The sequence below is a fragment of the Stenotrophomonas sp. SrG genome (genome assembly GCF_050031795.1).
Lineage (GTDB): Bacteria > Pseudomonadota > Gammaproteobacteria > Xanthomonadales > Xanthomonadaceae > Stenotrophomonas > Stenotrophomonas rhizophila_A.
The window spans coordinates 38,329-61,674 of the sequence record NZ_JBNBBE010000014.1 but is presented as its reverse complement, the minus strand read 5'-3'; the positions used below and the strand labels follow the sequence as shown (position 1 = coordinate 61,674).

At 67.3% G+C, this 23,346-nt stretch carries 22 protein-coding genes and 2 tRNA genes; 9 read left to right on the top strand and 15 right to left on the bottom strand.

Going from position 1 to position 23,346, the window contains the following annotated elements; translation table 11 throughout:
* Positions 1–33: 33 nt before the first annotated feature.
* The gene (locus ACQG3P_RS14305; RefSeq protein ID WP_217535945.1) at positions 34–1,455 is read right to left on the bottom strand and encodes a sugar porter family MFS transporter; all 1,422 of its coding nucleotides are present in this window, start codon (positions 1,453–1,455) and stop codon (positions 34–36) included.
* 248 nt (positions 1,456–1,703) lie between these two features.
* Here ACQG3P_RS14305 and fdxA point away from each other — a divergent pair, with 248 nt between their 5' ends.
* Positions 1,704–2,027: a ferredoxin FdxA gene (gene fdxA / locus ACQG3P_RS14300; RefSeq protein WP_184124067.1), complete on the top strand. Its 324-nt coding sequence runs from the start codon at positions 1,704–1,706 to the stop codon at positions 2,025–2,027.
* Positions 2,028–2,747: 720 nt separating this feature from the next.
* Here the strand turns inward: fdxA and ACQG3P_RS14295 are convergent.
* Positions 2,748–3,257, bottom strand: coding sequence for a hypothetical protein (locus ACQG3P_RS14295; RefSeq protein ID WP_426805450.1), 510 nt, complete (start codon positions 3,255–3,257; stop codon positions 2,748–2,750).
* A 28-nt stretch (positions 3,258–3,285) separates the two neighbouring features.
* Entirely contained in the window at positions 3,286–4,179 is an 894-nt protein-coding gene (dapA, locus tag ACQG3P_RS14290) for a 4-hydroxy-tetrahydrodipicolinate synthase (RefSeq protein ID WP_354276774.1), read from the bottom strand.
* A 163-nt stretch (positions 4,180–4,342) separates the two neighbouring features.
* On the opposite strand from dapA, the gene ACQG3P_RS14285 reads away from it, so the two are divergent.
* The 7 genes from ACQG3P_RS14285 to ACQG3P_RS14255 all read left to right on the top strand — a co-directional run bounded on the left by ACQG3P_RS14285 (position 4,343) and on the right by ACQG3P_RS14255 (position 9,285).
* Positions 4,343–4,903, top strand: coding sequence for a glycine cleavage system protein R (locus ACQG3P_RS14285; protein ID WP_019183297.1), 561 nt, complete (start codon positions 4,343–4,345; stop codon positions 4,901–4,903).
* Positions 4,904–4,984: 81 nt separating this feature from the next.
* Complete coding sequence (locus tag ACQG3P_RS14280; protein ID WP_093534134.1) at positions 4,985–5,464, top strand: peroxiredoxin; 480 nt, start codon at positions 4,985–4,987, stop codon at positions 5,462–5,464.
* An 81-nt stretch (positions 5,465–5,545) separates the two neighbouring features.
* The gene (locus tag ACQG3P_RS14275) at positions 5,546–6,946 is read left to right on the top strand and encodes a PhoH family protein (protein WP_068850934.1); all 1,401 of its coding nucleotides are present in this window, start codon (positions 5,546–5,548) and stop codon (positions 6,944–6,946) included.
* On the top strand, positions 6,943–7,446 hold the full coding sequence (locus tag ACQG3P_RS14270) for a hypothetical protein (RefSeq protein WP_426805449.1): 504 nt from the start codon (positions 6,943–6,945) through the stop codon (positions 7,444–7,446). The genes ACQG3P_RS14275 and ACQG3P_RS14270 overlap by 4 nt, the downstream gene beginning before the upstream one ends.
* A gap of 55 nt (positions 7,447–7,501) precedes the next feature.
* Positions 7,502–8,311, top strand: coding sequence for a bifunctional hydroxymethylpyrimidine kinase/phosphomethylpyrimidine kinase (gene thiD, locus ACQG3P_RS14265; protein WP_068850928.1), 810 nt, complete (start codon positions 7,502–7,504; stop codon positions 8,309–8,311).
* Positions 8,308–9,147 carry an alpha/beta fold hydrolase gene (locus ACQG3P_RS14260; protein WP_426805448.1) on the top strand — a complete coding sequence of 280 codons (840 nt, stop codon included), beginning with the start codon at positions 8,308–8,310 and terminating at the stop codon, positions 9,145–9,147. The genes thiD and ACQG3P_RS14260 overlap by 4 nt, the downstream gene beginning before the upstream one ends.
* 61 nt (positions 9,148–9,208) lie before the next feature.
* A tRNA-Arg gene (locus ACQG3P_RS14255) sits at positions 9,209–9,285 on the top strand.
* Positions 9,286–9,338: 53 nt separating this feature from the next.
* On the opposite strand, the gene ACQG3P_RS14250 is transcribed toward ACQG3P_RS14255, so the two are convergent.
* Both ACQG3P_RS14250 and ACQG3P_RS14245 read right to left on the bottom strand, forming a co-directional pair.
* Positions 9,339–10,487, bottom strand: a complete 1,149-nt coding sequence (locus ACQG3P_RS14250) for an alpha/beta fold hydrolase (protein WP_426805447.1) — start codon at positions 10,485–10,487, stop codon at positions 9,339–9,341.
* A 111-nt stretch (positions 10,488–10,598) separates the two neighbouring features.
* Entirely contained in the window at positions 10,599–11,522 is a 924-nt protein-coding gene (locus ACQG3P_RS14245; RefSeq protein WP_426805446.1) for a LysR family transcriptional regulator, read from the bottom strand.
* A gap of 141 nt (positions 11,523–11,663) precedes the next feature.
* Here ACQG3P_RS14245 and ACQG3P_RS14240 point away from each other — a divergent pair, with 141 nt between their 5' ends.
* On the top strand, positions 11,664–12,365 hold the full coding sequence (locus ACQG3P_RS14240; protein WP_068850916.1) for a pirin family protein: 702 nt from the start codon (positions 11,664–11,666) through the stop codon (positions 12,363–12,365).
* 55 nt (positions 12,366–12,420) lie between these two features.
* Here the strand turns inward: ACQG3P_RS14240 and ACQG3P_RS14235 are convergent, their stop codons facing one another.
* From ACQG3P_RS14235 to hflX, 10 genes are all read right to left on the bottom strand, one after another.
* On the bottom strand, positions 12,421–13,575 hold the full coding sequence (locus ACQG3P_RS14235) for an aldo/keto reductase (RefSeq protein WP_426805445.1): 1,155 nt from the start codon (positions 13,573–13,575) through the stop codon (positions 12,421–12,423).
* Positions 13,576–13,711: 136 nt separating this feature from the next.
* Positions 13,712–13,804 (bottom strand) — tRNA-Ser (locus ACQG3P_RS14230).
* 81 nt (positions 13,805–13,885) lie between these two features.
* The gene (csrA, locus tag ACQG3P_RS14225) at positions 13,886–14,089 is read right to left on the bottom strand and encodes a carbon storage regulator CsrA (protein ID WP_068850911.1); all 204 of its coding nucleotides are present in this window, start codon (positions 14,087–14,089) and stop codon (positions 13,886–13,888) included.
* 141 nt (positions 14,090–14,230) lie between these two features.
* The gene (alaS, locus tag ACQG3P_RS14220; RefSeq protein ID WP_426805444.1) at positions 14,231–16,879 is read right to left on the bottom strand and encodes an alanine--tRNA ligase; all 2,649 of its coding nucleotides are present in this window, start codon (positions 16,877–16,879) and stop codon (positions 14,231–14,233) included.
* Positions 16,880–17,022: 143 nt separating this feature from the next.
* Entirely contained in the window at positions 17,023–17,514 is a 492-nt protein-coding gene (gene recX / locus ACQG3P_RS14215) for a recombination regulator RecX (protein WP_426805443.1), read from the bottom strand.
* A 110-nt stretch (positions 17,515–17,624) separates the two neighbouring features.
* Entirely contained in the window at positions 17,625–18,668 is a 1,044-nt protein-coding gene (recA, locus tag ACQG3P_RS14210; protein WP_068850903.1) for a recombinase RecA, read from the bottom strand.
* A 202-nt stretch (positions 18,669–18,870) separates the two neighbouring features.
* Positions 18,871–19,521: a transcriptional repressor LexA gene (gene lexA / locus ACQG3P_RS14205; RefSeq protein ID WP_093534120.1), complete on the bottom strand. Its 651-nt coding sequence runs from the start codon at positions 19,519–19,521 to the stop codon at positions 18,871–18,873.
* 292 nt (positions 19,522–19,813) lie between these two features.
* Complete coding sequence (gene ubiB, locus ACQG3P_RS14200; RefSeq protein WP_426805442.1) at positions 19,814–21,493, bottom strand: 2-polyprenylphenol 6-hydroxylase; 1,680 nt, start codon at positions 21,491–21,493, stop codon at positions 19,814–19,816.
* Positions 21,494–21,528: 35 nt separating this feature from the next.
* Positions 21,529–22,023 (bottom strand): CinA family protein, encoded by a 495-nt coding sequence (locus ACQG3P_RS14195; RefSeq protein ID WP_426805441.1) that lies wholly within the window; start codon positions 22,021–22,023, stop codon positions 21,529–21,531.
* 4 nt (positions 22,024–22,027) lie between these two features.
* Positions 22,028–23,338 (bottom strand): ribosome rescue GTPase HflX, encoded by a 1,311-nt coding sequence (hflX, locus tag ACQG3P_RS14190; RefSeq protein WP_426805440.1) that lies wholly within the window; start codon positions 23,336–23,338, stop codon positions 22,028–22,030.
* Positions 23,339–23,346: the final 8 nt, after the last annotated feature.

Sequence of the window (23,346 nt, the reverse complement as noted above, 5' to 3'; positions counted from 1 at the left end):
CTTGGCGGGGTTTTTGCGTTGTGGGGCCGGGCCTCAGCCCTCCATCTGCTCCAGCTCCTTGCCCTTGGTCTCGCGCACATAGCGCAGCACGAAGAAGATCGAAGCCACCGCCGCCACCGTATAGATGCCGTAGGCGCCGGCCAGGCCGATGCCGGCCAGCAGGATCGGGAAGGTCACGGTGATGGCGAAATTCGAGGTCCACTGGGCCGCGCCGGCCACCGCCAGGCCCGAACCGCGGATCTGGTTGGGGAACATCTCGCCCAGCATCACCCACATGACCGGGCCCCAGGACATGTTGAAGAACACCACGTAGACGTTGGCCGCCACCAGCGCCAGCCGTCCCATGCCGTCGGACAGCTGCAGGTGGCCATCGGCCAGGGTGCCGCTGGCAAAAGCCACCACCATCAGCGCCAGCGCCACCGACATGCCGACCGAGCCGACCCACAGCAGCGGCTTGCGGCCGACCCGGTCGATCAGCACCACGGTCAGCAGGCAGGCGCCGATGCTGAGCGCGCCGGACAGCACATTGATCAGCAGTGCGTCGTTTTCGGAGAAGCCGACCGCCTGCCACAGCACCGCGCCGTAGTAGAACACCACGTTGATGCCAACCAGCTGCTGGAACACGGCCAGGCCGATGCCGACCCAGACGATGCCGCGCAGCTTGCCGGTGCCCTTGTCGACCAGGTCCGACAGCCGCGGGCGATGCTGGTCCTGGGCCAGCGAGCCTTCGATCTCGGCAATCTTGGCCTGGGCCTCGGCCGCGCCGTACAGGCGGGTCATCACGGCCAGCGCATCGGCGCGACGCCCCTTCACCACCAGGTAGCGCGGGCTTTCCGGGATCCCCAGCAGCAGCACCAGGAACAGGGCCGACGGAATGGCCTGCATCCAGAACATCCAGCGCCAGGCTTCCTGGCCCAGCCACAGCGGCTCGGTGGAGGCCCCGGCAGCGCGGGCCAGCAGGAAGTTGCTCAGGAACGCGCAGAACAGCCCGCTGATGATGGCGATCTGCTGCACGGTGGCCAGGCGCCCGCGGTACCGGGCCGAAGCCACTTCAGCGATGTACGCCGGCGACATCACGCTGGCGGCGCCGACCGCGAAGCCACCGATCACCCGTGCGATCACGAACGCCAGCGAGCTGTGCGCCGAGCCGGCGCCCAGTGCCGACAGCAGGAACATGACGGCGGCGATGATCAACACCCCGCGCCGGCCGAGGCGGTCGCCCAGGCGGCCGGCGAAGAAGGCGCCGATCGCGCAGCCCAGCAGCATGGAGGCGACCTCGAAGCCGATCCCGGCCTCGCTGGACTGGAAGGTCTGCTTGAGGCCATCGACGGTGCCGTTGATGACGCCGCTGTCGAAGCCGAACAGGAAGCCGCCGATGGTGGCGACGCAGCTGATCAGCACGATGAAGGAGGTGTTCTCGCCGCGGGCGGCGTTGGCTGCAAGTGTGGTGGACATGAAGGGTCCTGGCAGGAGTGGGACAGCAACGGGTCAGCGCAGCGGGGTCTCGTCCGGCAGGTTCTCACACGCCCTGCCCGCCCACAAAGGGCTGCCGGGGCCTGATCTACCTGCGTCTTGGCCGCCCGGGTGTCTACCGGTAGGCATCGGCATCTAACCGCACCCACCGGCTCCGGCGCATCGTGCACTGCGACAAAGCCGCAACTGTTCTAGAATTGTCCGGCTTACTGTCGGATCCAGATCCAGCCATGCCCTTTGTCGTCACTGAAAACTGCATCAAGTGCAAACACACCGATTGCGTGGAAGTGTGCCCCGTGGATTGCTTCCACGAAGGCCCGAACTTCCTGGTGATCGACCCGGATGAGTGCATCGACTGCACCCTGTGCGAGCCCGAATGCCCGGTCAACGCGATCTTCCCCGAAGACGACGTGCCCGCCGGGCAGGAAAAGTTCGTGGAACTCAACGCCGAGCTGGCCAAGGCCTGGCCGGTACTGACCGTGCGCAAGGACCCGCCCGCCGACGCCGGCGAGTGGGACGGCAAGCCGGACAAGCTCCAGTATCTGGAGCGGTGAAGCTGAAAAAGGCGCCTCTGGCGCCTTTTTTGTTGTTTGGGTGTGGAGCAACAGCAACAGCCAGAGCGGCGTTTCATCGTTACGTGCCGGGGAGGCCGACGGGCAGCCCCGCTCCGGGACACGCCGTAAACCCATCCCTGGGGGCTTGGCAAAAACTTGCGCGTGTACGCAATCCTGCGTGCACGGCAAGACCGGGGTTGGGCGTCCTGCCCAACCCGCCCGGCGCATGCGCCGGACCCATGTTTTTGACAGTCCCTACGGGGGCTGCCCGCCGGCCTCCCCCCGTGGGATGGTCGTTGGCGGATGGCAAGAGCAGCCACGCACGGCGTGGCTCTACCCGGCGGGTGCGCCGAATGAGCCTGGAGGCGGTTACGTGGCAGGTGCACCGGACGGGCTTGGGGCGGGTAGCGTCGGTTCCCGAACGACGGCAGGGAACGCTGCCGCACCCGGAGACGCATGAAAATCATCGGGGACCGCTGGTGATTTCCCGTGGCCACCCATCATCCGTCGAAGGTGGGACGGGGCGGGTTTGCGGGGGTGTCAAAAACATGGATGTTTTTGCCAAGCCCCCAGGGATGGGTTCACGGCGTCCCCCGCAAACCCGCACCGTCCCGCCAAACCAGGCAACCGGTGCCCACCGGCTGTTCGCCAAAAAGCAAGAAGGCTGCCGGGCAAAGCCCGGCAGCCTCATGACAGCCTGCAACCGCAATAAGCGCGGAATTACGGCGCCAGCTTGGCCTTCAGCTCAGCCAGCAGCTTGGTCGGGGCTGCGCCGGTAGCCGGCAGGCCGCGCGGGTCGACGGCCGAAATGTAGGCGCCGGCTTCGACTGCGACCACGCGGATCAGGAAATCGCTGCCTTCGAAGGCCACGTCGTAGGAGCCCAGCAGCTGGGCCTTGCTGGCGACCTTCACGCCCTGAACCGACTCCAGCGCCGTGCCGACCTTGCCGAACACCTCGTCCTTGCTGCCCGGGACGGTGAAACCGGCATTGTTGGCGGCCGGCGCCTGGGACGAGGCCGGCTTGGCGGCCTGCGAGGCCAGCACCGGCACCTGCGCGGCCGGGCTGGCGCCCGGGGCGTTCAGGTCCGGCGGGATTTCCAGCGGGCGCACTTCCGGCGCCAGTGCGTAGTCGCCCTTGACGCCGCGCTTGCAGCCGGTGACACCTGCCAGGGTGGCGGTGGCCAGAATCGCGAACGACAGCACGCGGATGGCGGAAACGGATTGACGCATGTGAATCTCCTGGGTCAGGCCACTGATGTCAGTGGCTGGAAAGGGCTTCGAGCGCACCGATGTCGGTGGCCAGGTGTTCGGCGGCGGCGTGGTGGGCGGCCGACAACGACAGCAGCGGCAGGCGCAGGCCGTGGCCGATGCCGATCCGGCGCAGCAGGTCTTTCACCGGGATGGGGTTGGGTTCCACTCCGCAGAATTCATGGAACGGCTCCAGCCGGGCATCCCAGGCCTCGGTGGCCTCGCGTTCGCCGGCCGCGGCCAGGTCGCACATGCGCCGGTAGGCACCGGGCAGCGCGTTCGAGCCGACCGAGATCAGCCCGTCCACCCCCGACAGGATCGAACGGGCGGCCGTGCCGTCATCGCCACTGAGGATCGCAAAGGTCGGCGACCGCAGCGCCAGCAGCGCCTGGACCCGGCCCACATCGCCCACCGCTTCCTTGATGCCCACGATGTTCGGGTGCGCGGCCAGCTCGGCCACCGTTTCCGGCAGCATGTCGCAGCCGGTGCGGCCCGGCACGTTGTACAGGATCACCGGCAGCCCACCCTGGTCCGCCACCGCCCGGTAGTGGGCGAGCAGCCCGGCCTGGGTCGGGCGCACGTACGGCGGGGTCACCACCAGCGCGTGGGTCGCGCCGCTGGCCGCCGCCCGGCGGGTCTGCTCGATCGTTTTGGCGGTTCCGGACAGGCCGGTACCCGCCAGCACCGGAACCCGCCCGGCCACGGTTTTGACCGCACTGCGCAGCAGCTGGTCATATTCGTCATCGGACAGGGTCGCGGCCTCGCCGGTCGACCCGGCCACCACCACCCCGTGAACGCCACCCTCCAGTTGCAGGTGCAGCAGGCGCTGCCAACCGTCGGGATCCAATGCGCCATTGGCCTGGAAAGGCGTGGCCAGCGCGGTGATGAGACCGGAAAGGGACAAGGAAACGATGCTCGGAAGTAAGGGGGACGAACGCCGCTGGAAGCGCGGTCGGACGTACGTTGCATGTTACTTGCGGGTCGAAAGCGCGGGCAAGTATGCTGGACTCCGGCGAACGCGCCGTCGTCGGCGCCGTTCAGACTCATCCCGCATTACCGGAACCACCTTGACCGACACCACGCCGCGGCCTGCGCCGACCGAAAACCATCTCCTGATCAACGCCTACACGACGCATCCGGAGTCCCCCCTGCTGCCCGTCACCCGGCGCATCGCCGACAGCGGCTGCAACCTGGTCGATGCCCGCCTTGCCACCGTTGGCCGCGATGTCTCCGTCACCGCCCTGGCCACCGGCTCCTGGGACTCGGTGGCCAAGCTGGAAGCCATGCTGACCCGGCTCGAGCGCGAGGAAGGCCTGAAGCTTGTGTGGTACCGCACCGGTGCCAAGCAGGCACAGTCCAACCTGCTGCCCTACATCGTGGAAGTGATCGCCGCCGACAAGCCCGGCATCCTGTTCCAGCTGGCCGATTTCTTCGACCGCCAGGGCATCACCATCGAAAACCTGCAGAGCACCCGCTACCGGGCTATGCAGACCGGCGCGGAAATGTTCTCGGCGCAGGTCACCATCGGGGTGCCCGCCAACATGCACATCGCCGCCCTGCGCGACGATTTCCTCGAATTCTGCGACCACCTCAACCTGGACGCGATCATGGATCCGATGAAGTTCTGACGGCTTCGCGCGTTCATCACCAACGCGCGGTGTTTCATGCAGTTGTAAGACGCGTCACTCAGGCTCCGCAGCAAGGACCTCATGAACAACGGCGATACCCTGGACAGCACCACCCTCGCCCTCCCGCTGGCCCTGTCCGGCGGCGACCACACCACCCTCGGCGATCTCGCCGGCCAGTGGCTGGTGCTGTACTTCTACCCCAAGGACAGCACCCCGGGCTGCACCACCGAGGGCATCGACTTCAACGCCCTGCTGCCGGCGTTCAAGCGTGCCGGCGCCCGGGTGTTCGGCGTCTCCCGCGACTCGGTCAAATCCCACGACAACTTCTGCGCCAAGCAGGGCTTTGCCTTCCCGCTGGTCAGCGATGGCGACGAGGCGCTGTGCAGCGCGTTTGATGTGATCAAGCTGAAGAACATGTACGGCAAGCAGGTGCGTGGCATCGAACGCAGCACCTTCCTCATTTCTCCCGACAGTCGTATCGTGCAGTCGTGGCGCAAGGTGAAAGTGGCCGGCCACGCCGAATCCGTCCTTGAAGCCCTGAAGGCCGCGAAAACCCAGTGATCCACCTGTACCCCACAATGGCCATCACCCTGCCCTGCAGGTCGTGATGGCTTGTCCCTGTTCTGCCACCAGGAAATGACGATGACCCGAGGCAAGCGCATCTACGTTCTGGATACCAACGTGCTCATGCACGATCCAACCGCGCTGTTCAAGTTCGAGGAGCATGATGTCTACCTGCCGATGCAGGTGATCGAAGAGCTGGACAACGGCAAGAAGGGCACGTCCGAAGCGAGCCGCAACGCCCGCCAGGTGAGCCGCTTCCTCAACGAGCTTGTGCAGGCCTCGGGCCTGGACAACCTGGCCGACGGCATTCCGCTGCAGCGCCCGAACGGGTTGCAGCTGCGCGGCAAGCAGAGCGTGGGCCTGCTGCGCTTCCAGACCAGCCATTTCGATGCCGGCAAGAGCTTCGGCGCGGTCATCCCGGACAACGCCATCCTCGGCGCGATCCTGGCCCTGAAGGAACAGGTTCCCGAGATTCCGGTGGTGTTCGTCTCCAAGGACATCAACCTGCGGATCAAGGCGGCCATCGCCGGGATCGTGTCGGAAGACTACGAGAATGATCGCGCGCTGGACGATTTCAGCCTGCTCTACACCGGCGCCACCGAGCTGCCGGAAGACTTCTGGAAGAAGCACACCGACGACCTGCGCAGCTGGAGCGACAAGGGCCGCACCAGTTACGAAATCCTGGCCAAGGATGACGAAGACTGGCATCCCAACCAGTACGCCTACCTGCCGGGCGACGATGAAGTCGAACTGCGGGTGGCCAAGGTCGATGGCAGCGGCAAGGTGATCCTGTCGCTGGTCAACGATTTCCGGCATGGCAGCCATGCGGTATGGGGCATCAGCGCACGCAACCGCGAGCAGAATTTCGCGCTCAACGCGCTGATGGACCCGGAGATCGATTTCGTCACCCTGCTCGGCACCGCCGGCACCGGCAAGACCCTGCTCGCCTTGGCCGCCGGCCTGGCCCAGACCATGGACCAGCAGCGCTACCGCGAAATCATCATGACCCGCGCCACGGTCAGCGTGGGCGAGGACATCGGCTTCCTGCCCGGCACCGAGGAGGAAAAGATGACCCCGTGGATGGGCGCGCTCACCGACAACCTGGAAGTGCTCACCCACACCCAGGAAGGCGGCGCCTGGGGCCGTGCGGCGACCAACGACCTGATCGCCAGCCGGATCAAGATCCGCTCGTTGAACTTCATGCGCGGCCGCACCTTCCTGTCGCGTTACCTGATCCTGGACGAGGCGCAGAACCTCACCCCGAAGCAGATGAAGACGCTGATCACCCGTGCCGGCCCCGGCACCAAGATCGTCTGCCTGGGCAACGTCGAACAGATCGACACGCCCTACCTGACCGAAACCACCTCGGGCCTGACCTACGCGGTGGACCGCTTCAAGAACTGGCCGCACAGCGCGCACATCACGCTGCGCCGTGGCGAGCGTTCGCGCCTGGCCGATTACGCTTCGGAGGTGCTGTGAACCGTTCCCTGTCCCGCGCGTTGCTGCCACTGGCGCTGGCGGCCGTGGCAGCTGCCTGCACGCCTGCCAACACCCGCCCCGGCGCCACCGTGCCGACGGCGGTCAAGACCGGCCAGTCGTGGGTGGTCACCCGCCCGCTGGTGGTTGCCCAGGTCCTGGATACCTGCTCCCGTCCCAGCCCCGGCCAGACGCCGGGGCGGGTGACCGGCTACTGGGCACCCAGCCGCCAGCAGATCGAACAGCTGGAAAGCCGGTTGCCCGCACTGGAAGCGCAGGTACCCAACGTCACCGATTTCGACCGCCAGTATGTCGGCATCGAAGTGGAAGGGCGCAAGCTGATCTACCTCAACGCCTTCCACCTGCCCGACCACGGCGACATGGACCCCGCGCGCGAAGCGATCCGCGTGTGCGATGGTGGCAACCAGTTCTGGGGCGCGCTGTTCGATCCGACCAGTGGCGAGTTCTCCGAGCTGCAGTTCAACGGCGGCTTCGGCGGGTAGCGCCACGCCCTGCGTGGCTGCCGCTACGTCCGGGGCGGCATGGCACAATCGCGAAATGAGCCCTTCCACCCCCGTGTCCGTCCTCACCATCGCCGGTTCCGATTCCGGCGGTGGTGCCGGCATCCAGGCCGACCTGAAAGCCTTCGCCGCGCACCGCGTGCACGGGTTGTCGGCGATTGCCGCGCTCACCGCGCAGAACACCCGCGGCGTGACCGCCGTCCACGTGCCGCCCCTGGATTTCCTGCAGGCGCAGATCGACGCCTGCTTTACCGATTTCGACATCCATGCGGTCAAGCTGGGCATGCTGGCCAACGCCGAGGTGATCGGTCTGGTCGCCGACGCGCTGGAAAAGCATCGCCCCACCCACGTGGTGCTGGATCCGGTGATGGTGGCCACCAGTGGTGCGCGCCTGCTCGAAGACAGCGCCCTGGACGCGCTGCGCACGCGGCTGCTGCCGCTGGCCACGCTGCTTACCCCGAACACCCCGGAAGCCGAACTGCTGCTCGGCCGTCGTATCGTCAGCGCCGATGACGCGGAGGATGCCGCCATCGCACTGCTCGACCTCGGCGCCGGTGCGGTATTGCTCAAGGGTGGCCACATGGCCGAAGGCGCGCGCGTGATCGATCGCTACTTCGATGGTGTCACCCGCGAGGAGTTCAGCCACGCCCGCCTGCCGGTAGACGCGCACGGCACCGGCTGCACGCTGGCCTCGGCGATCGCCGCGCAGCTGTGCTGCGGGTTGTCGCTGCCCAACGCCTGCGAAGCCGCCATCGATTACGTCGCGCGTGGCCTGCAGGGCGGCTACACGCCCGGCCGCAGCGAAGTGCTGGTGCTGGATCACTTCGGCGCGGCGCGGCCGGCATGACGCGCGCGCTGGCGGTACCGGTCCAGAGCGACGATGGCCATCGCTTCGAACTGATCGGGCGCGTGCCCGCGCAGCCGCGCGCGCAGCTGCTGTGGCTGCCGGCGCTGGGCGTGTCGGCGCGCAATTACCAGGCGTTCGCCGATGCACTGGCGGCATGCGGCATCAGCGTGTTCCTGCACGAGTGGCGCGGCAACGGCAGCAGCAGCCTGCGCCCGTCGCGCACGCAGGATTGGGGCTATCGGGAAATCCTCGAGCAGGACCTGCCAGCCAGCCTGGCGGCGGTGCGCCTGCACGGCAACGTGCCGCTGATCATCGGCGGGCACAGCCTGGGCGGGCAGCTGGCCTGCGTGTTCGCCGGGCAGCACCCGGACCTGTTCGCCCGGTTCTGGCTGGTGGCCACCGGCACCCCGTTCTGGCGAACGTTCCCCGCCCCGCGCTGCTGGGCCCTGCCGCTGGTGTACCGGTTCCTGCCTTGGCTGGCGCAGCGCCAGGGCGTCCTGCACGGGCGCCGGCTCGGCTTCGGGGGCACCGAGGCGCGTGGCCTGATTCGCGACTGGGCACGCGTGGGCCTGAACAACCACTACGCCGGCACCGGCATCCACGCGGACCTGGAGGGCGGCATGCGGCGACTGCGCGGCCAGGCCAGCGCGGTGGTGATGGCCGACGACTGGTTCGCTCCGCCGGGCTCGATGCAGGGGCTGCTGGTGAAGCTGCCCCTGGTCGTTTCCACATTGTCGGTCCTGCCCGCAGGCGCACTGGGAACCCGGGCAGATCACTTCGCATGGATGAAGTCGCCGGAGGCCGTGGTGAAGGCACTTTTTCATTCATTTGAATGAAGTCCTTCACAAAAGCGTTGACGGATGCGGCGTCGATCCGCATAATTCCGCTCCTGTTGACGCGCCCGTAGCTCAGTTGGATAGAGTACCTGGCTACGAACCAGGCGGTCGGGAGTTCGAATCTCTCCGGGCGCACCATTGCATCGAAGACGAAAAAAGGCAGCCACGGGCTGCCTTTTTCGTGTGTGCGTTCATGACCGGATCGGGTCGCCGACACGTACTGCGGACATGGCCATCCGGTCCGCTTCGCGCGGGATCTCCGGCGCCGGGCAGCGGCCACCGGCATGCTCGTCATGCGCCAGCCAGTCGTCGACCACGCCGCCGAGCAGGTCCAGCCGAAGTGGCAGGGTGATGTGGTCTTCGCCACGCATCTCGATGTAATGCACGCGCGGGCTGGCGGCGGCCAGCGCACGCCCCTGGTCCACCCGCACGTGTGCGTCATCCTGGCCGTGCAGCAGCAGCACGCAGGCGCGCGTATCGGCCAGCGCACGGGCCACGTCCACCGTGTCCAGATCCAGGTCCAGGCGCTGGCTGGCAGCGGCGATCACCGCGTTGATGTCCTGCCCGCCATAGCGCCAGCGACCGTAGGCGGCCATCGCCTGCGCCTTCCACGCGGTGGGCTGCAGCGACATCAGGTGCGGAATCATGCTGCGGATCGCATCGCCGGCATTTGCGAACGACTCCATCGCCACCACGCCGGTGACCCGGTCGCCCAGCTTGTCGGCGGTGAACAGCGCGGTGGCCGCACCATAGGACACGCCGAACAGGTACAGCGGCCCGACCACTTCCCCGCGGCGTTGCAGCGCGTCGATCACATCGATCACGTCATCGGATTCGAACGTGCCGTAGCCCGACGGCCCGGCACCGGAATGGCCATGGTTGCGCAGGTCGATGGTCACCACCCGGTAGCCGGATTCGGCCAACTGCAGCGACCACGGCAGCATCGAATCGCCATTCATCATCCAGCCGTGCAGCAGCACCACGGTGCCACGCGGCGCCTGCGGCTGGAACGGCTGCGGCAGGGCCAGCTGCAGCCCGGTGTTCAGGGGCTCGCCGTTGTCATGCTGCTGCGCCAGGTAGTGATAGCGCAGCCCGTAGCGGCCCGGATCGAAGGCGCGCCAGAACAGCGGCACGCCGGCGCGGCCGGTCACGAACCCATGGCGGTTGGGGACCGCCTCCACCGCTTCGGCGATGCGCGCGGTATCGAGCAGCGTGGAAACGCCGCCGGGCGCGACCAGGCGGTCGCTGAGCGAGGTGGAGGCAGCGGATGAGGTGAGCGATGAGCACGCGGCCAGCCACAGGCCGGCCCCGGCCAGCGCGAGCAGCAGCAGGCGTTTCATGGGCACAGGAGTTCACATTGAGCCGCGCAGCGTAGCGACGGCGCGTCGGGCGCTCTACCGCAACCAGATGACCAAATCGTGACACCCCAGCCGGGGTTCAGCCATCGGCGGTCACAGCCATGCCGACATCTGCCCCCACCATCCCTCCATCAACCCCGGCTGGCGCATCCGCTCGCGCCACCAGCGCAGCGCCGCCCCCTCCTCGCCGGTGCGCCAGGCCAGCCAGAAGGTCTCGTCCGGCTTGGGCTCCTCCACCTGCCGCACCACCAGCCGCCCCTCCGCCACCGCTGCCTGCACATAGGGTTCGGGCAGGAAGCCGAAGCCCAGCCCCGCGCACTGGAGGCGGAACTTGCTGACCGTATCGGGCACGGTCACCGTCTCCTGCCCCATCAGCAGCCCGACCGTGCGCGGCAGCAGCCGGCGCGCGGAATCGGCCACGGCAATGGCGCAGTGCGCGGCCAGCTGTTCCCGCCCGAGTGGTTCCGGCAGCACCGCCAGCGGGTGTCCCGGCGCCACCGCGAACACGAACCGCACCACGCCCAGCGGCTCCACCACGTAGCCACCGCCACTGGGGCCCTCCCCGGCTGCGCCGACCAGTAGATCCGCACGCCGGTCCAGCAGCGCCTCCCACGTACCCGACAGGGCTTCGCTGATCAGGCGGATCCGGGTCTGCTCGGCGACCGTGCTGAAGGCCCGCACATCCTCGGCCAGCAGCGCCGGCTGGAACAGCGAATCCACCGCCACGGTCAGCTCGGCCTCCCACCCGGAAGCCACCCGCCGTACCCGCATCTCGAGCTCGCGGGCGGCGCGCAGCAGGTGCCGGCCCTCGTCCAGCAGCGCGACCCCGGCCTCGGTCAAATGCGCGCGCGGGCCGATCCGGTCGAACAGCTGCACCCCCAGGTCCTGCTCCAGCTTGGAGACGGTGTAGGAGATGGTCGAGGGCACCTTGTGCAGCTCCTTGCCGGCAGACGCGAACGAGCCACGGCGGTCGATGGCATCCAGGATCTGCAGGGCGTCGAGGCTGAGCTTGAGCATTCGAATTTTTCGATGATGGCTTGCAAAACTATCCGTTTTTCAAGCGGCAGGCGCAAGCGGATACTGGCGCCAACAGGAAAGGGACAGCAAACACCGCCCCGGACCGCCATCGAAACCATCGAACACCCGAGGAGAACCACCATGCTGCAGATCCGCAAGAGCGCCACCCGTGGCCAGGCCAACCATGGCTGGCTGAACTCCCAGCACACCTTCTCCTTCGCCGGTTACTACGACGCGCGCTACACCAGCTTCGGCCCGCTGCGCGTGATCAACGAAGACAAGGTGATCGGCGGCCAGGGCTTCGGCACCCACAGCCACAGCAACATGGAGATCATCTCCTACGTGCTGGGCGGCGCGCTGGAGCACAAGGACTCGATGGGCACCGGCTCGGTGCTGCGTTACGGCGACGTGCAGCGCATGAGCGCCGGCAGCGGGGTCAGCCACAGCGAGTTCAACCACTCGGCCGACGAGACCGTGCATTTCCTGCAGATCTGGCTGTTCCCGGATACCGAGAACATCGCCCCGAGCTACCAGGAAACGCATTTCGCCCCGGACGCCAAGCGCGGCCAGTTGCGCCTGATCGCCTCGAAGGATGGCCGTGACGGTTCGCTGCTGATCCACCAGGACGCCAACATCTACGCCACGATCCTGGACGGCGACGACCGCGCCCACCTGGCCCTGGCCCCGCGCCGCGGCGCCTATGTGCAGGTTGCCCGCGGCCAGCTGCAGGTCAACGGCATCACCCTGGACACCGGCGACGCGCTGCAGATCACCGACGAAGCGCAGGTGACCCTGGAAAATGCCAGCGACGCCGAAGTGCTGGTGTTCGACCTGCCGCTGTAACCGCAGCGGCCCTCACCAACGCCCCGAGCTGATCGGGGCGTTGTCATGTCTGGGCTCAGGACCCGGGCACCGGGGCGTCGTCGGCAATCAGCTTCGCCTGCTTCAACTCCGCCCAGAGCGCGGACGGGATCGCCACCGACATGGACGCCACGTTGGCCTGCACCTGTCCGGGCGTGCGTGCACCCGGAATCACCGCGGACACGACCTCTGGCGCATCCGCGAACTGCAACGCCACGGTGCGCAGATCGACGCCGTGGCGGTCGCAGATGGCCTGCACGGCCGCACGCTTCTTCGGCGCCCACTCGGGCACCTTGCCGTCGTAGAGGTACCGATCGCGGCCGGCCAGGTAGCCGGCGAGCAGCGGCGCACCCACCACCACCGACGCACCGTGCCGGGCGATGGCCGGGAAGGTGTCGTGCAACGCCTGATCGTGGTCGAGCAGCGAGTACTGGCAGGCGAGCAGGAAGATGTCAGGATCGGCTTCCTGGATCGCGCGCAGCGCCGGCTCCGGGCGGTTCACGCCAAAACCCCATCCCTTGATCAGACCCTCCTCGCGCATCCGGGTCAGCGCGGGCATCGCGCCCTTGGCCGCCTCGGCGAAGCGCTGCTCCCACGGCATGCCAAGGTCCTTCTCGTTATCCGGCGACAGGTCGTGGATGAAGACCACATCCAGCTGCGCGACCCCCAGCCGGTTGAGGCTGTCTTCCACCGAACGACGAACGCCGTCGGCGGAATAGTCATAGCGGTAGTGGAACGGCGACGGGTCTTTCCACATGGTGTCCTGCAGCTCGCCAGCGGTGGCGGTCAGCAGTCGACCGACCTTGGTCGACAGCGTGTACTCACCCACCGGGTGGTTGTGCAGGTGATGCCCCATCCGCCGTTCGCTCAGGCCCAGGCCATACCAGGGCGACGTGTCGAAGTAGCGCACGCCTGCGGCATAGGCTGCGGCCAGGGTCTGTTCGCTTTGCGCGTCGGTGGCTGGGGCAAAGCCGTTGCCGATGGCCACCCCGCCCAGCCCGAGGCGCGTGCGCGGCCGAAAGCGCCCGCCCTTGCCGGCGGCGTGGGTGGCCAGCGGCTGCGCGGCGCTGCGGCCACGTGTTGGCAGCACGCTGCCGGGCGCGGCGGCGCCGGACTGCGCCAGCAACGGTGAACTGGCCAATGCGGCGGTACCGGCAGCGGCGGCGGAAAGGAAGTGGCGACGTGCGTTCACGGCGACTCCGGGTGCGGGGGAGCAACCACCCTCGCAGAATGCCAGTGCACGGCGTGCGGGCAACACGTCAACGCTGCGGCAACAGCACACAAAGAAAAAGGCCTTCGTACTTGCGTACGAAGGCCTTTTCTACAACTGGCGGAGCGGGAGGGATTCGAACCCTCGATACAGTTTTTGGCCGTATACTCCCTTAGCAGGGGAGCCCCTTCAGCCACTCGGGCACCGCTCCAGTATTCTGGTTCCGCCGCTTCGATGTTTCTTCTCAGCGGGGGCGCGAAGAATAACGTTTTTCACACCCCGAGGTAAAGCCTTAATCGGAAGAATTTTCACTTCCCGATGCATTCGGCTCGTCGCCTCGCTGGATGCGCTGGTAAATCTCTTCGCGGTGCACGGCCACGTCCTTCGGGGCGGTGATGCCAATACGCACCTGATTGCCCTTGACGCCGAGCACGGTGACGCTGACGTCGTTACCGATCATCAGGGTTTCGCCAACACGGCGAGTCAGGATCAACATTTTTGCAAGTCTCCAGGGAACCGGTGGATTTTCCCGACCGGCTCGGCGCCCAGCCAAGGAACGCCACACGACAAAGGGAAAAGATTAGCCATAGTACCGTCAGCCCTCCTGCGCCATCAAGGAGCAGGAGGATTCAGGCGTTCAGATACGAGGGGTGACCCAGTCGACGACGGCAGCCAGTGCAGAAGCAAGGGCGGGCCCGTCCTCGCCACCACCCTGGGCGAGGTCCGGGCGGCCGCCGCCCTTGCCCCCGATCTGACTGGCGATGTGGGACAACAGTTCCCCGGCCTTTACCTTGCCCGTTGCACTGCCGTTCACGCCGGCGACCAGGGCCGCCTTGCCGTCCTGCGTGCCGGCCAGCACGATCACCGCATCGCCCAGCTGCTGCTTGAGGCGGTCGATCGCTTCGCGCAGTGCCTTGGCATCGAAACCTTCCAGGCGCGCGGCCAGCACCTTGACGCCTTTGACCTCAACTGCGCCAGTGCCCAGGTCGGCGGTCGCGCCCGCCGCCTGCTTGGCCTTCATGGCCTCCAGTTCGCGTTCCAGCTTCTTCTGGCGCTCGCCAAGCTGGCGGATCTTGTCGACCACTTCGCCCGCATTGCCGCCGAGCAGCGCGGCCGCTTCGGCTAGCTGGGCTTCTTCGTGGGCCACGTAGTCCAGCGCGCCCTGCCCGGTCACCGCTTCGATACGGCGCACGCCCGACGACACGCCGCCTTCGGAGGTGATCTTGAACAGGCCGATGTCGCCGGTGCGCGTTACGTGCGTGCCACCACACAGTTCAGTGGAGTAATCGCCCATCTTCAGCACGCGCACGTTTTCGCCGTACTTCTCGCCGAACAGTGCCATCGCGCCGAAATCGAGCGCTTCCTGCATGCCCATGTTGTGCACTTCGGCCGCATTGTTGGCGCGCACCTGCTCGTTGACCTTGCGCTCGATCACGGCAAGGTCCGCGGCACTGATCGGCTGGAAGTGCGAGAAGTCGAAGCGCAGGCGGTCCGGTGCCACCAGCGAGCCCTTCTGCTGCACGTGGGTGCCCAGCACTTCACGCAGTGCGGCGTGCAGCAGGTGGGTGGCCGAGTGGTTGAGGATGGTGGCGCCGCGGCGCTGGTCGTCCACCACACCGCCCAGCACATCGCCCAGCTTCAGGCTGCCTTGGGTGACGGTGCCGACGTGGCCGTGGAACTGGCCCGCGAACTTCTGCGTATCGGTGATCTGCAGCTGCACGCCGTTGCCGGCCAGGCTGCCGGTGTCGCCCACCTGGCCACCCGATTCGGCATAGAACGGGGTCTGGTCGGTCAGCACGATGACCTCGTCGCCGGCCTGCACCGCGTCCACCGGGCGCCCGTCCTTGAGCAGCGCCACCACGGTCAGGCCGTCGGCCTGCAGGCGGTCGTAACCCAGGAACGTGGTGGGCTTGAGCGTGGCGACCAGCTCGGCCGACAGCGTGACGCCGCCGCCGAACTTGCCGCCCTTGCGGCCGTCCTCACGCTGCTTCTCCATTGCGGCATTGAAACCGTCGATGTCCACGGTCAGGTCGCGCTCGCGCGCGATGTCCTGGGTCAGGTCGAGCGGGAAGCCGTAGGTGTCATAGAGGCGGAAGGCATCCGCGCTCGGAATGACGCCATTGGTCACCTGCGCGGCGACGTCGTCGAAGATCTTCATGCCCGAATCGAGCGTCTGCGCGAAGCGCTCTTCCTCGGCCTGCAGCGCACGCACCACGGTGTCGGCCTGTGCCGGCAGTTCCGCGTAGGCCTCGCCCATCTGCTCGACCAGGGTCGGCACCAGCTTGCTGAAGAACGGCTGGCGCACGCCCAGCATCCAGCCATGGCGCAGGGCGCGGCGGATGATCCGGCGCAGCACGTAGCCGCGGCCTTCGTTGGACGGCAGCACGCCGTCGACGATCAGGAACGAACAGGCACGGATGTGATCGGCGATCACGCGCAGCGACTTGTTCTCCAGGTCGGCCATGCCGGTCAGTTCGCTGGCCTTGCGGATCAGCGCCTGGAACAGGTCGATCTCGTAGTTGGTATGCACGTGCTGCAGGATCGCGGCCAGGCGTTCCAGGCCCATGCCGGTGTCCACGCACGGCGCCGGCAGCGGCACCAGGGTGCCGTCCGGCTGGCGGTCGAACTGCATGAACACCAGGTTCCAGATTTCGATGTAGCGGTCGCCGTCTTCATCCGGCGAACCCGGCGGGCCACCGGCGATATGGTCGCCATGGTCGTAGAAGATTTCGGTGCACGGGCCGCACGGACCGGTATCGGCCATCTGCCAGAAGTTGTCCGAGGCAAACGGCGCGCCCTTGTTGTCGCCGATGCGCACGATGCGTTCTTCCGGAATGCCGACCATGTCGCGCCACAGCGCGTAGGCCTCGTCATCGGTCTGGTAGACGGTGACCAGCAGGCGGTCGGCCGGCAGCTTCCAGACCTGGGTCAGCAGCTCCCAGGCCCAGGCGATGGCGTCCTTCTTGAAGTAGTCGCCGAACGACCAGTTGCCCAGCATTTCGAAGAAGGTGTGGTGGCGCGCGGTGTAGCCGACCTGGTCCAGGTCGTTGTGCTTGCCGCCGGCCCGCAGGCAGCGCTGCACGTCCGCCGCGCGCACATAGCTGCGCTTCTCGGCGCCAAGGAACACGTCCTTGAACTGCACCATGCCGGAGTTGGTGAACAACAGGGTCGGATCATTGCCCGGCACCAGCGGTGCCGACGGCACGATGGTGTGGCCCTTGCCCTTGAAGAACTCAAGGAAATCGCTGCGGATCTGGGAGGTAGTGAATTTGACGGGTGCGTTCATGGGGGCTGGCTTCATGCGGGCCGGCCGGTCCTTCGCACACAGCCCCAATGGCCGGGTGTCGAGAGCAGGACCGCCGAAACCACAAAGGGTATCAGGCCCGGGCCCCCGGGACACGTCCGGGTGACGGGCGCGCTGCGCGCCCTTCAGTCATCCGGGTCGTAGCGGGTGGCACGGCGGATGGTGTCGCCATCAAACCCACGGCGGGCCAGCAGATCAGCGGCTTTGCGGCGCTGGGGCAGCTCCTGGGGGCCCGCCTCGCCAAAGCGGCGGCAGACCAGGTCCCGGGCGTTCTCTGTCCAGTCGCCTTCGAAGGTGTCCATGGCGGCGGCGACCTGCTCGCTGTCCAGCCCATGGGTGCCCAGTTCGGCGCGGATGTGGAGGGGGCCATAGCCGGTGTTCGCACGGATGCGGACCAGGTTCTCGGCAAAGCGGGTGTCATCCTGCCAGCCGGCCTCGGTGAGCTTGTCCACGGCGGCAGTGGCGGCGTCGCCTTCGATGCCGCGGGCAGTGAGCTTGCGGGTCAATTCCTTGCGCGAATGCTCACGGCGTACCAGCAGGCCAAGCGCGCGTTGGACCGGGGTCTGTTCACGGACGCGGCGCTTGCGGCCGGGTGCCGGGGCGTCTGGGTCGTGCATGGGCACCTCGATGAAATGCGCCGTCCGTGGCGCTCCCCCCGTCGGGGGAAGGTTGAACCCCCGGGACAGGGCGAGCGTCACTGACGGCGCTGCCCTGCCCCGCAGGAAACTTACTCGGCGTCGTCGTCACCGTCGCTGTCACCGCTCTCGCGGGCAGCCTCGGCCGGCTGGAACTTCTCGCGCAGCTCGGCTTCCAGGCGCTGGGCCACCTGCGGGTTGTCACGCAGGTAACCGCGGGCGTTGTCCTTGCCCTGGCCGATGCGCTCTTCGCCGTAGCTGTACCAGGCACCGGCCTTCTCGACCAGCTTGGCTTCCACGCCCATGTCGATCAGCTCGCCTTCGCGGCTGATGCCTTCGCCGTACAGGATTTCGGTGATGACCTGCTTGAACGGCGGCGCCAGCTTGTTCTTGACGACCTTGATCTTGGTCTGGTTGCCGATGATCTCGTCGCCCTTCTTGATCGCGCCGATGCGGCGGATGTCCAGGCGCACCGAGGCGTAGAACTTCAATGCGTTGCCGCCGGTGGTCACCTCCGGGCTCTGGCCCGGCATCATCACGCCGATCTTCATGCGCAGCTGATTGATGAAGACCACCAGCGTGTTGGAGCGCTTGATGTTGCCGGTCAGCTTGCGCAGCGCCTGGCTCATCAGGCGGGCCTGCAGGCCCGGCAGCTGGTCGCCCATTTCGCCTTCGATTTCGGCCTTCGGGGTCAGCGCGGCGACCGAGTCGACCACCACGATGTCCACCGAGCCGGAACGGACCAGCATGTCGGCGATTTCCAGCGCCTGCTCACCGGTATCCGGCTGGGACAGCAGCAGGTCGTCCACGTTCACGCCCAGCTTGGCGGCGTAGATCGGGTCCAGCGCGTGCTCGGCGTCGATGAAGGCAGCGGTGCCGCCCTTCTTCTGGCATTCGGCGATCGCCTGCAGGGTCAGGGTGGTCTTGCCCGAGGACTCCGGACCGTAGATCTCCACCACACGCCCCTTCGGCAGGCCGCCGATGCCGAGCGCGATGTCCAGCATCAGCGAACCGGTCGGGATGACCTCGACGGCCTCGATGACACGGTCGCCCATGCGCATGACGGAGCCCTTGCCGAACTGCTTTTCGATCTGGCTCAGGGCGGCGGTCAGGGCACGCTTTTTGTTCTCGTCCATCGGATTGGTCCTTGCAGAGGTCATGTCGTTGGAGGTGTTGTCTTTGGAGGTCTTCTTGGCCACGGGGTCACTTTAAGGTTGGCGTATCGCACAGGCTGAGATTCTGCCCGGCGTTCGGAAAAAAATTATCGGACATCCGTACCAACCTCAGCCAAACCAGAGAATCGCCACAAAAGACCGTGCATGTCGTGCGTTGAAGAGATCAGCGGTTCGGGCGCAGCAGCCCGCAATAGAGGCCTTCAATGGCGAAGTCCTGGTCGGGCAGCACTTCGATCGGCTTGTAATCGGGATTGCGCGGCAGCAGCCGGATCCGGTCCTTGCCCATCTTCAGCAGCTTGACGGTGATCTCGTCATCGATGCGCGCCACCACGATCTGGCCCGAGCGGGCGTCGCGGGTACGGTGCACGCCGATCAGGTCGCCGTCGAAGATGCCTTCGTCGATCATCGAGTCGCCCTGGACTTTCAGCAGGTAGTCCGGTGCGGGCGAGAAGAACACCCGATCCAGCACCACGAAATCGTCCGAGCCGATGTCCGCCCCAATCGGCAGGCCGGCCGCGACCCGGCCCAGCACCGGCAGCCGCAGCACGTGGTCGGGCAGCGCGGGCACTGCCAGTGAGGCCGGCAGGCCGTCCTGCAGCGGCGGCGCCTGCACCAGCCGGATACCGCGCGCCTGGCCGGGAATGCGACGGATCGCCCCGGCCTGCTCCAGCGCTTCCAGGTGGTACTGCGCGGCCCGCACGCCCTTGAAGCCGAACGCACGGGCGATTTCCGTCTGCGACGGCGGCGCGCCGTCGGTCTCGATGCGCTCGGCGATCAACTGCAGGATCGCCTGCTGGGTATCGGTAAGGTCCATGGTTAGTAGTAATACTACTAACACCCGACACACGCAAGCCCCGACCAGAAAAAAGCAACGCCAACCCCCGTATCCCGATCTCGCCGCGAGCCCGTAGCAACTCGTAGTGCCGACTGTCAGTCGGCAACCGCGCGCAGCGCGGCACAAGCATCCGAAGACGGCCACCATCATCCGGCACGCGCCAACCGGCGTTTACACGATCCGGAGCCGCCCCTCAGGCGTCAATGACCCCGAAACGGAGAGCGGACCCGCATGGCGTGTCCCTACGCGCCTGGCAGGCGGTCGCCGGCCATCACGGATTCCGCCCCGACCGCCAGATCGACACCAGTATCCACACCCCGCAGAACCCCGCCCCCACGAACCCGGCCACGCCCAGCGCCAGCAGCCAGCGGCTCGACAGCCCACCCACGCTGTGCATCACGATCGACGACCCAATGATCAACGCAGCGGTGACGATCCCCACCACCAGCCGGTTCGCCGCCCGGTTGACCTGCTCGCCGAAGCCCTGCAGCGCAGTCGTCTCCACCTTCAACTGCAGACGCCCCCGCCGCGCCATCTGCACCAGCTGGCGCACATCGCGCGGCAGGTCACCGGCCAGGTCCAGCAGCCCGGCCACGCTGCGCTTCCCGCGCTTGAGCAGGGCCGTCGGCGCAAACCGTTGCCACATCACCCGCTCCAGGAACGGGCGCGCGGCGGTGGCCATGTCGAACTGCGGGTCGAGCTGGCGGCCCATGCCTTCCAGCGTCAGGAACGTCTTGATCATCAGCGCCAGGTCGGCCGGCAGGGTCAGCGCGTACTGGCGCAGCAGCTGGGTGATGTTGCCCAGCATCAGGCCCATGTGCAGGTCCTTCAGCGGCACGCCCCGGTACTGGTCGACGAAGGTACTGATGTCCTGCTGCAGCCGCGATTCGTCCACGTCCACGCCACCGGACCAGTCCAGCAGCACGTCGGTGACCGACTCCGGCTCCTGGCTGACCAGCCCGTGCAGCAGCTGCGCGACCTGGAAGCGGCGCTGCTCGGAGATCGCCCCGACCATGCCGAAGTCGATCACGCCGATCCGGCCATCCCGCAGGTAGATGATGTTGCCCGGGTGCGGGTCGGCGTGGAAGCAGCCGTCCTCGAGCACCATCTTGAGCACGATGCGGCCGCCGGTGCGGGCCAGCCGGACCCGGTCGAGCCCGGCCGCATCCACGCCGGCGAGGTCGCGGCCGGGGATGCCGTCCACGAAGTCCTGCACGTTGAGGCTCTCGCAGGTCCACTGCCAGTGCACCTTGGGAATCAGGATGTCGTTGCGGCCGGCGAAGTTGCGCGCGATGCGCTCGGCATTGCGGCACTCGGCGGCGAAATCCAGCTCGCGCCGCAGCGACACCTGGAACTGCTGGACCACCTCGGACGGCCGATAGCGGCGCATGTCCGGCAGCCGCGCTTCGACGATTTCGGCCAACCGCGCGAGCAGGCGCAGGTCGGCTTCGATCACCTCGCGGATGCCGGGGCGGCGGATCTTCAGCACCACCTCGCTGCCATCGTGCAGCGTGGCCCGGTGCGCCTGGGCCAGCGAGGCCGCCGCCAGAGGGGTTTCATCGAGCCAGGCGAACACCTCGGTAGCCGGCGCCCCCAGGTCGGCTTCCAGCTGTTCGCGGACCTGCGCATACGGCAACGCCGGCACCGCGTTCTGCAATTCGGAGAATTCGGCGATCCAGTCCGGCGGGAACAGATCCACGCGGGTGGCCAGCACCTGGCCGAGTTTGACGAAGGTAGGGCCGAGCTCTTCCATCGCCCGCCGCACCCGCACCGGGGCGGTCATGCGCAGGATCTGCTGGGTATCGTTCCAGTGCAGCAGGCGGCCGGCACGCTCCAGCACGTCGGCCAGGCCGATGCGGCGCACCAGGTCGCCGAAGCCATAGCGGATCAGGACCGAGGCGATTTCCTGCAGACGCCCCAGGTCACGGACGGTTCCCAGCGTTTCCCACATCGGTGCACCCTCGTTCGACAGCAGGGCTCAGGATGTCACAGCGCCGGGAAAATTCCCGTCAGCGCCTGCTGCACGGTCTGCCGGCGGATGGCTTCGCGGTCGCCCTCGAACTGGAACAGCTGCGCGCGGGCATAGCCACCGCGCTGCTTCCAGCCGATCCAGACGCTGCCCACCGGCTTGTCCGGGCTGCCGCCACCGGGGCCGGCGATGCCGGTCACGGCCACGGCCATGCCGGCACCGGAATTGATCAGCGCGCCGGACACCATTTCCAGCACGGTTTCGCGGCTGACCGCGCCGAACTGTTCCAGGGTCTGCGCGCGCACGCCCAGCAGGCGCTGCTTGGCCTCGTAGCTGTACACCACCATGCCGCAGTCGAAGAACGCCGACGAGCCGGCGATGTCGGTCATCGCCTTGGCGATCCAGCCGCCGCTGCAGCTTTCGGCGGTGACCAGCTGCAGCGCAGCCGCTTGCAGCTGCTGGCCGACGTCACGGGCCAGGTCGCCGAGTTCGGCATCGGTGGGGACAGTCACGGACTCACCATTCGGGCAGTTTTTCCGGAAGCAGTGCGCGGATGGGCGCGCCGTCGTCGGCGGCAGCCAGTTTCTCGGCTTCGGCGATCGGGATCTCGACCTGCAGCAGCCAGCCGTCCTCGTCGCTGCGTTCGCCACGCACCACTTCCAGCTGGTGCAGGCGCGAACGCAGGCGGCCGGCGGTCGGCGGCAGGCGCAGGTCGCCACTGACGTGCTGCAGGCCCAGGCGCTTGCCCAGCACCGATTGCAGCAGGTCCAGGCCCACCCCATCGCGCGCCGAGATCCAGACGCGTTCGCGGCGTGCGGTATCGGGAATACCGTCCTGGGCGTCGTGGCGGACTTCGCTGCCTTCGATGCGGTCGATCTTGTTGAACACCAGCAGCTGCGGCAGTTCGCCCGCACCCACTTCGTTGAGCACTTCGTCGACCTGCGCGATGCGCTCCTCACGGTGCGGATCGGCCGCATCGACCACGTGCAGCAGGAAGTCGGCCTCGCGCGCTTCGCTCAAAGTCGCGCGGAACGCGGCCACCAGTTCGTGCGGCAGGTCGCGGACGAAGCCCACCGTATCGGCCAGCACCACGTTGCCGCCCGGCACCGCGATGCGGCGCACGGTCGGGTCGAGGGTGGCGAACAGCTTGTCGGCGGCGTACGCCTCCGCACCCGTCAGCGCATTGAACAGCGTCGACTTGCCGGCATTGGTATAGCCCACCAGCGCCACGCGCGGCAGTTCGCTGCGCACGCGGGCACGGCGCATCTGGGTGCGCTGCACTTCGACCTTTTCCAGCCGCTTCTGCAGCTGTTCCACCCGCTTCTGCAGCAGGCGGCGGTCGGTTTCGAGCTGGGTTTCACCCGGACCGCGCAGGCCGATGGCACCGCCGCGCTGGCGCTCCAGGTGGGTCCAGCCACGGACCAGCCGGGTGGACATATGGCGCAGCTGCGCCAGTTCCACCTGCAGCTTGCCTTCGTGGCTGTGCGCACGCTGGGCGAAGATGTCCAGGATCAGGCCGGTGCGGTCGATCACCCGGCGCTCCAGGAAGCGCTCCAGGTTGCGCTCCTGCGAGGGCGAGAGCGCATGGTTGACCAGCACCAGGTCGGCGCCGGTGGCCTCGGCGGCCGCCTTGATCTCGTCCAGCTTGCCCGAGCCGATCAGGATCGACGGGTTGGGCCGGTCGATGCGCGCGGTCAGGGTGGCGGCGATGCTGGCCCCGGCAGAGCGGGCCAGATCGGTGAACTCTTCCAGCACATCGTCTTCCAGCCGGCCGGAATGCGGCTGGATCAGGAGCGCGTGTTCGCCTCGCTTGGAACGGTCAAACACGCGCGTCT

Coding starts and splice junctions, on each gene's coding strand:
- thiD (WP_068850928.1), top strand. CDS start 7,502: ATGAGCCCTTCCACCCCCGTGTCCGTCCTCACCATCGCCGGTTCCGAT.
- ACQG3P_RS14305 (WP_217535945.1), bottom strand. CDS start 1,455: ATGTCCACCACACTTGCAGCCAACGCCGCCCGCGGCGAGAACACCTCC.
- ubiB (WP_426805442.1), bottom strand. CDS start 21,493: ATGTGGGAAACGCTGGGAACCGTCCGTGACCTGGGGCGTCTGCAGGAA.
- fdxA (WP_184124067.1), top strand. CDS start 1,704: ATGCCCTTTGTCGTCACTGAAAACTGCATCAAGTGCAAACACACCGAT.
- ACQG3P_RS14280 (WP_093534134.1), top strand. CDS start 4,985: ATGAACAACGGCGATACCCTGGACAGCACCACCCTCGCCCTCCCGCTG.
- ACQG3P_RS14260 (WP_426805448.1), top strand. CDS start 8,308: ATGACGCGCGCGCTGGCGGTACCGGTCCAGAGCGACGATGGCCATCGC.
- ACQG3P_RS14275 (WP_068850934.1), top strand. CDS start 5,546: ATGACCCGAGGCAAGCGCATCTACGTTCTGGATACCAACGTGCTCATG.
- lexA (WP_093534120.1), bottom strand. CDS start 19,521: ATGGACCTTACCGATACCCAGCAGGCGATCCTGCAGTTGATCGCCGAG.
- ACQG3P_RS14240 (WP_068850916.1), top strand. CDS start 11,664: ATGCTGCAGATCCGCAAGAGCGCCACCCGTGGCCAGGCCAACCATGGC.
- recA (WP_068850903.1), bottom strand. CDS start 18,668: ATGGACGAGAACAAAAAGCGTGCCCTGACCGCCGCCCTGAGCCAGATC.
- csrA (WP_068850911.1), bottom strand. CDS start 14,089: ATGTTGATCCTGACTCGCCGTGTTGGCGAAACCCTGATGATCGGTAAC.
- ACQG3P_RS14250 (WP_426805447.1), bottom strand. CDS start 10,487: ATGAAACGCCTGCTGCTGCTCGCGCTGGCCGGGGCCGGCCTGTGGCTG.
- recX (WP_426805443.1), bottom strand. CDS start 17,514: ATGCACGACCCAGACGCCCCGGCACCCGGCCGCAAGCGCCGCGTCCGT.
- alaS (WP_426805444.1), bottom strand. CDS start 16,879: ATGAACGCACCCGTCAAATTCACTACCTCCCAGATCCGCAGCGATTTC.
- ACQG3P_RS14295 (WP_426805450.1), bottom strand. CDS start 3,257: ATGCGTCAATCCGTTTCCGCCATCCGCGTGCTGTCGTTCGCGATTCTG.
- ACQG3P_RS14245 (WP_426805446.1), bottom strand. CDS start 11,522: ATGCTCAAGCTCAGCCTCGACGCCCTGCAGATCCTGGATGCCATCGAC.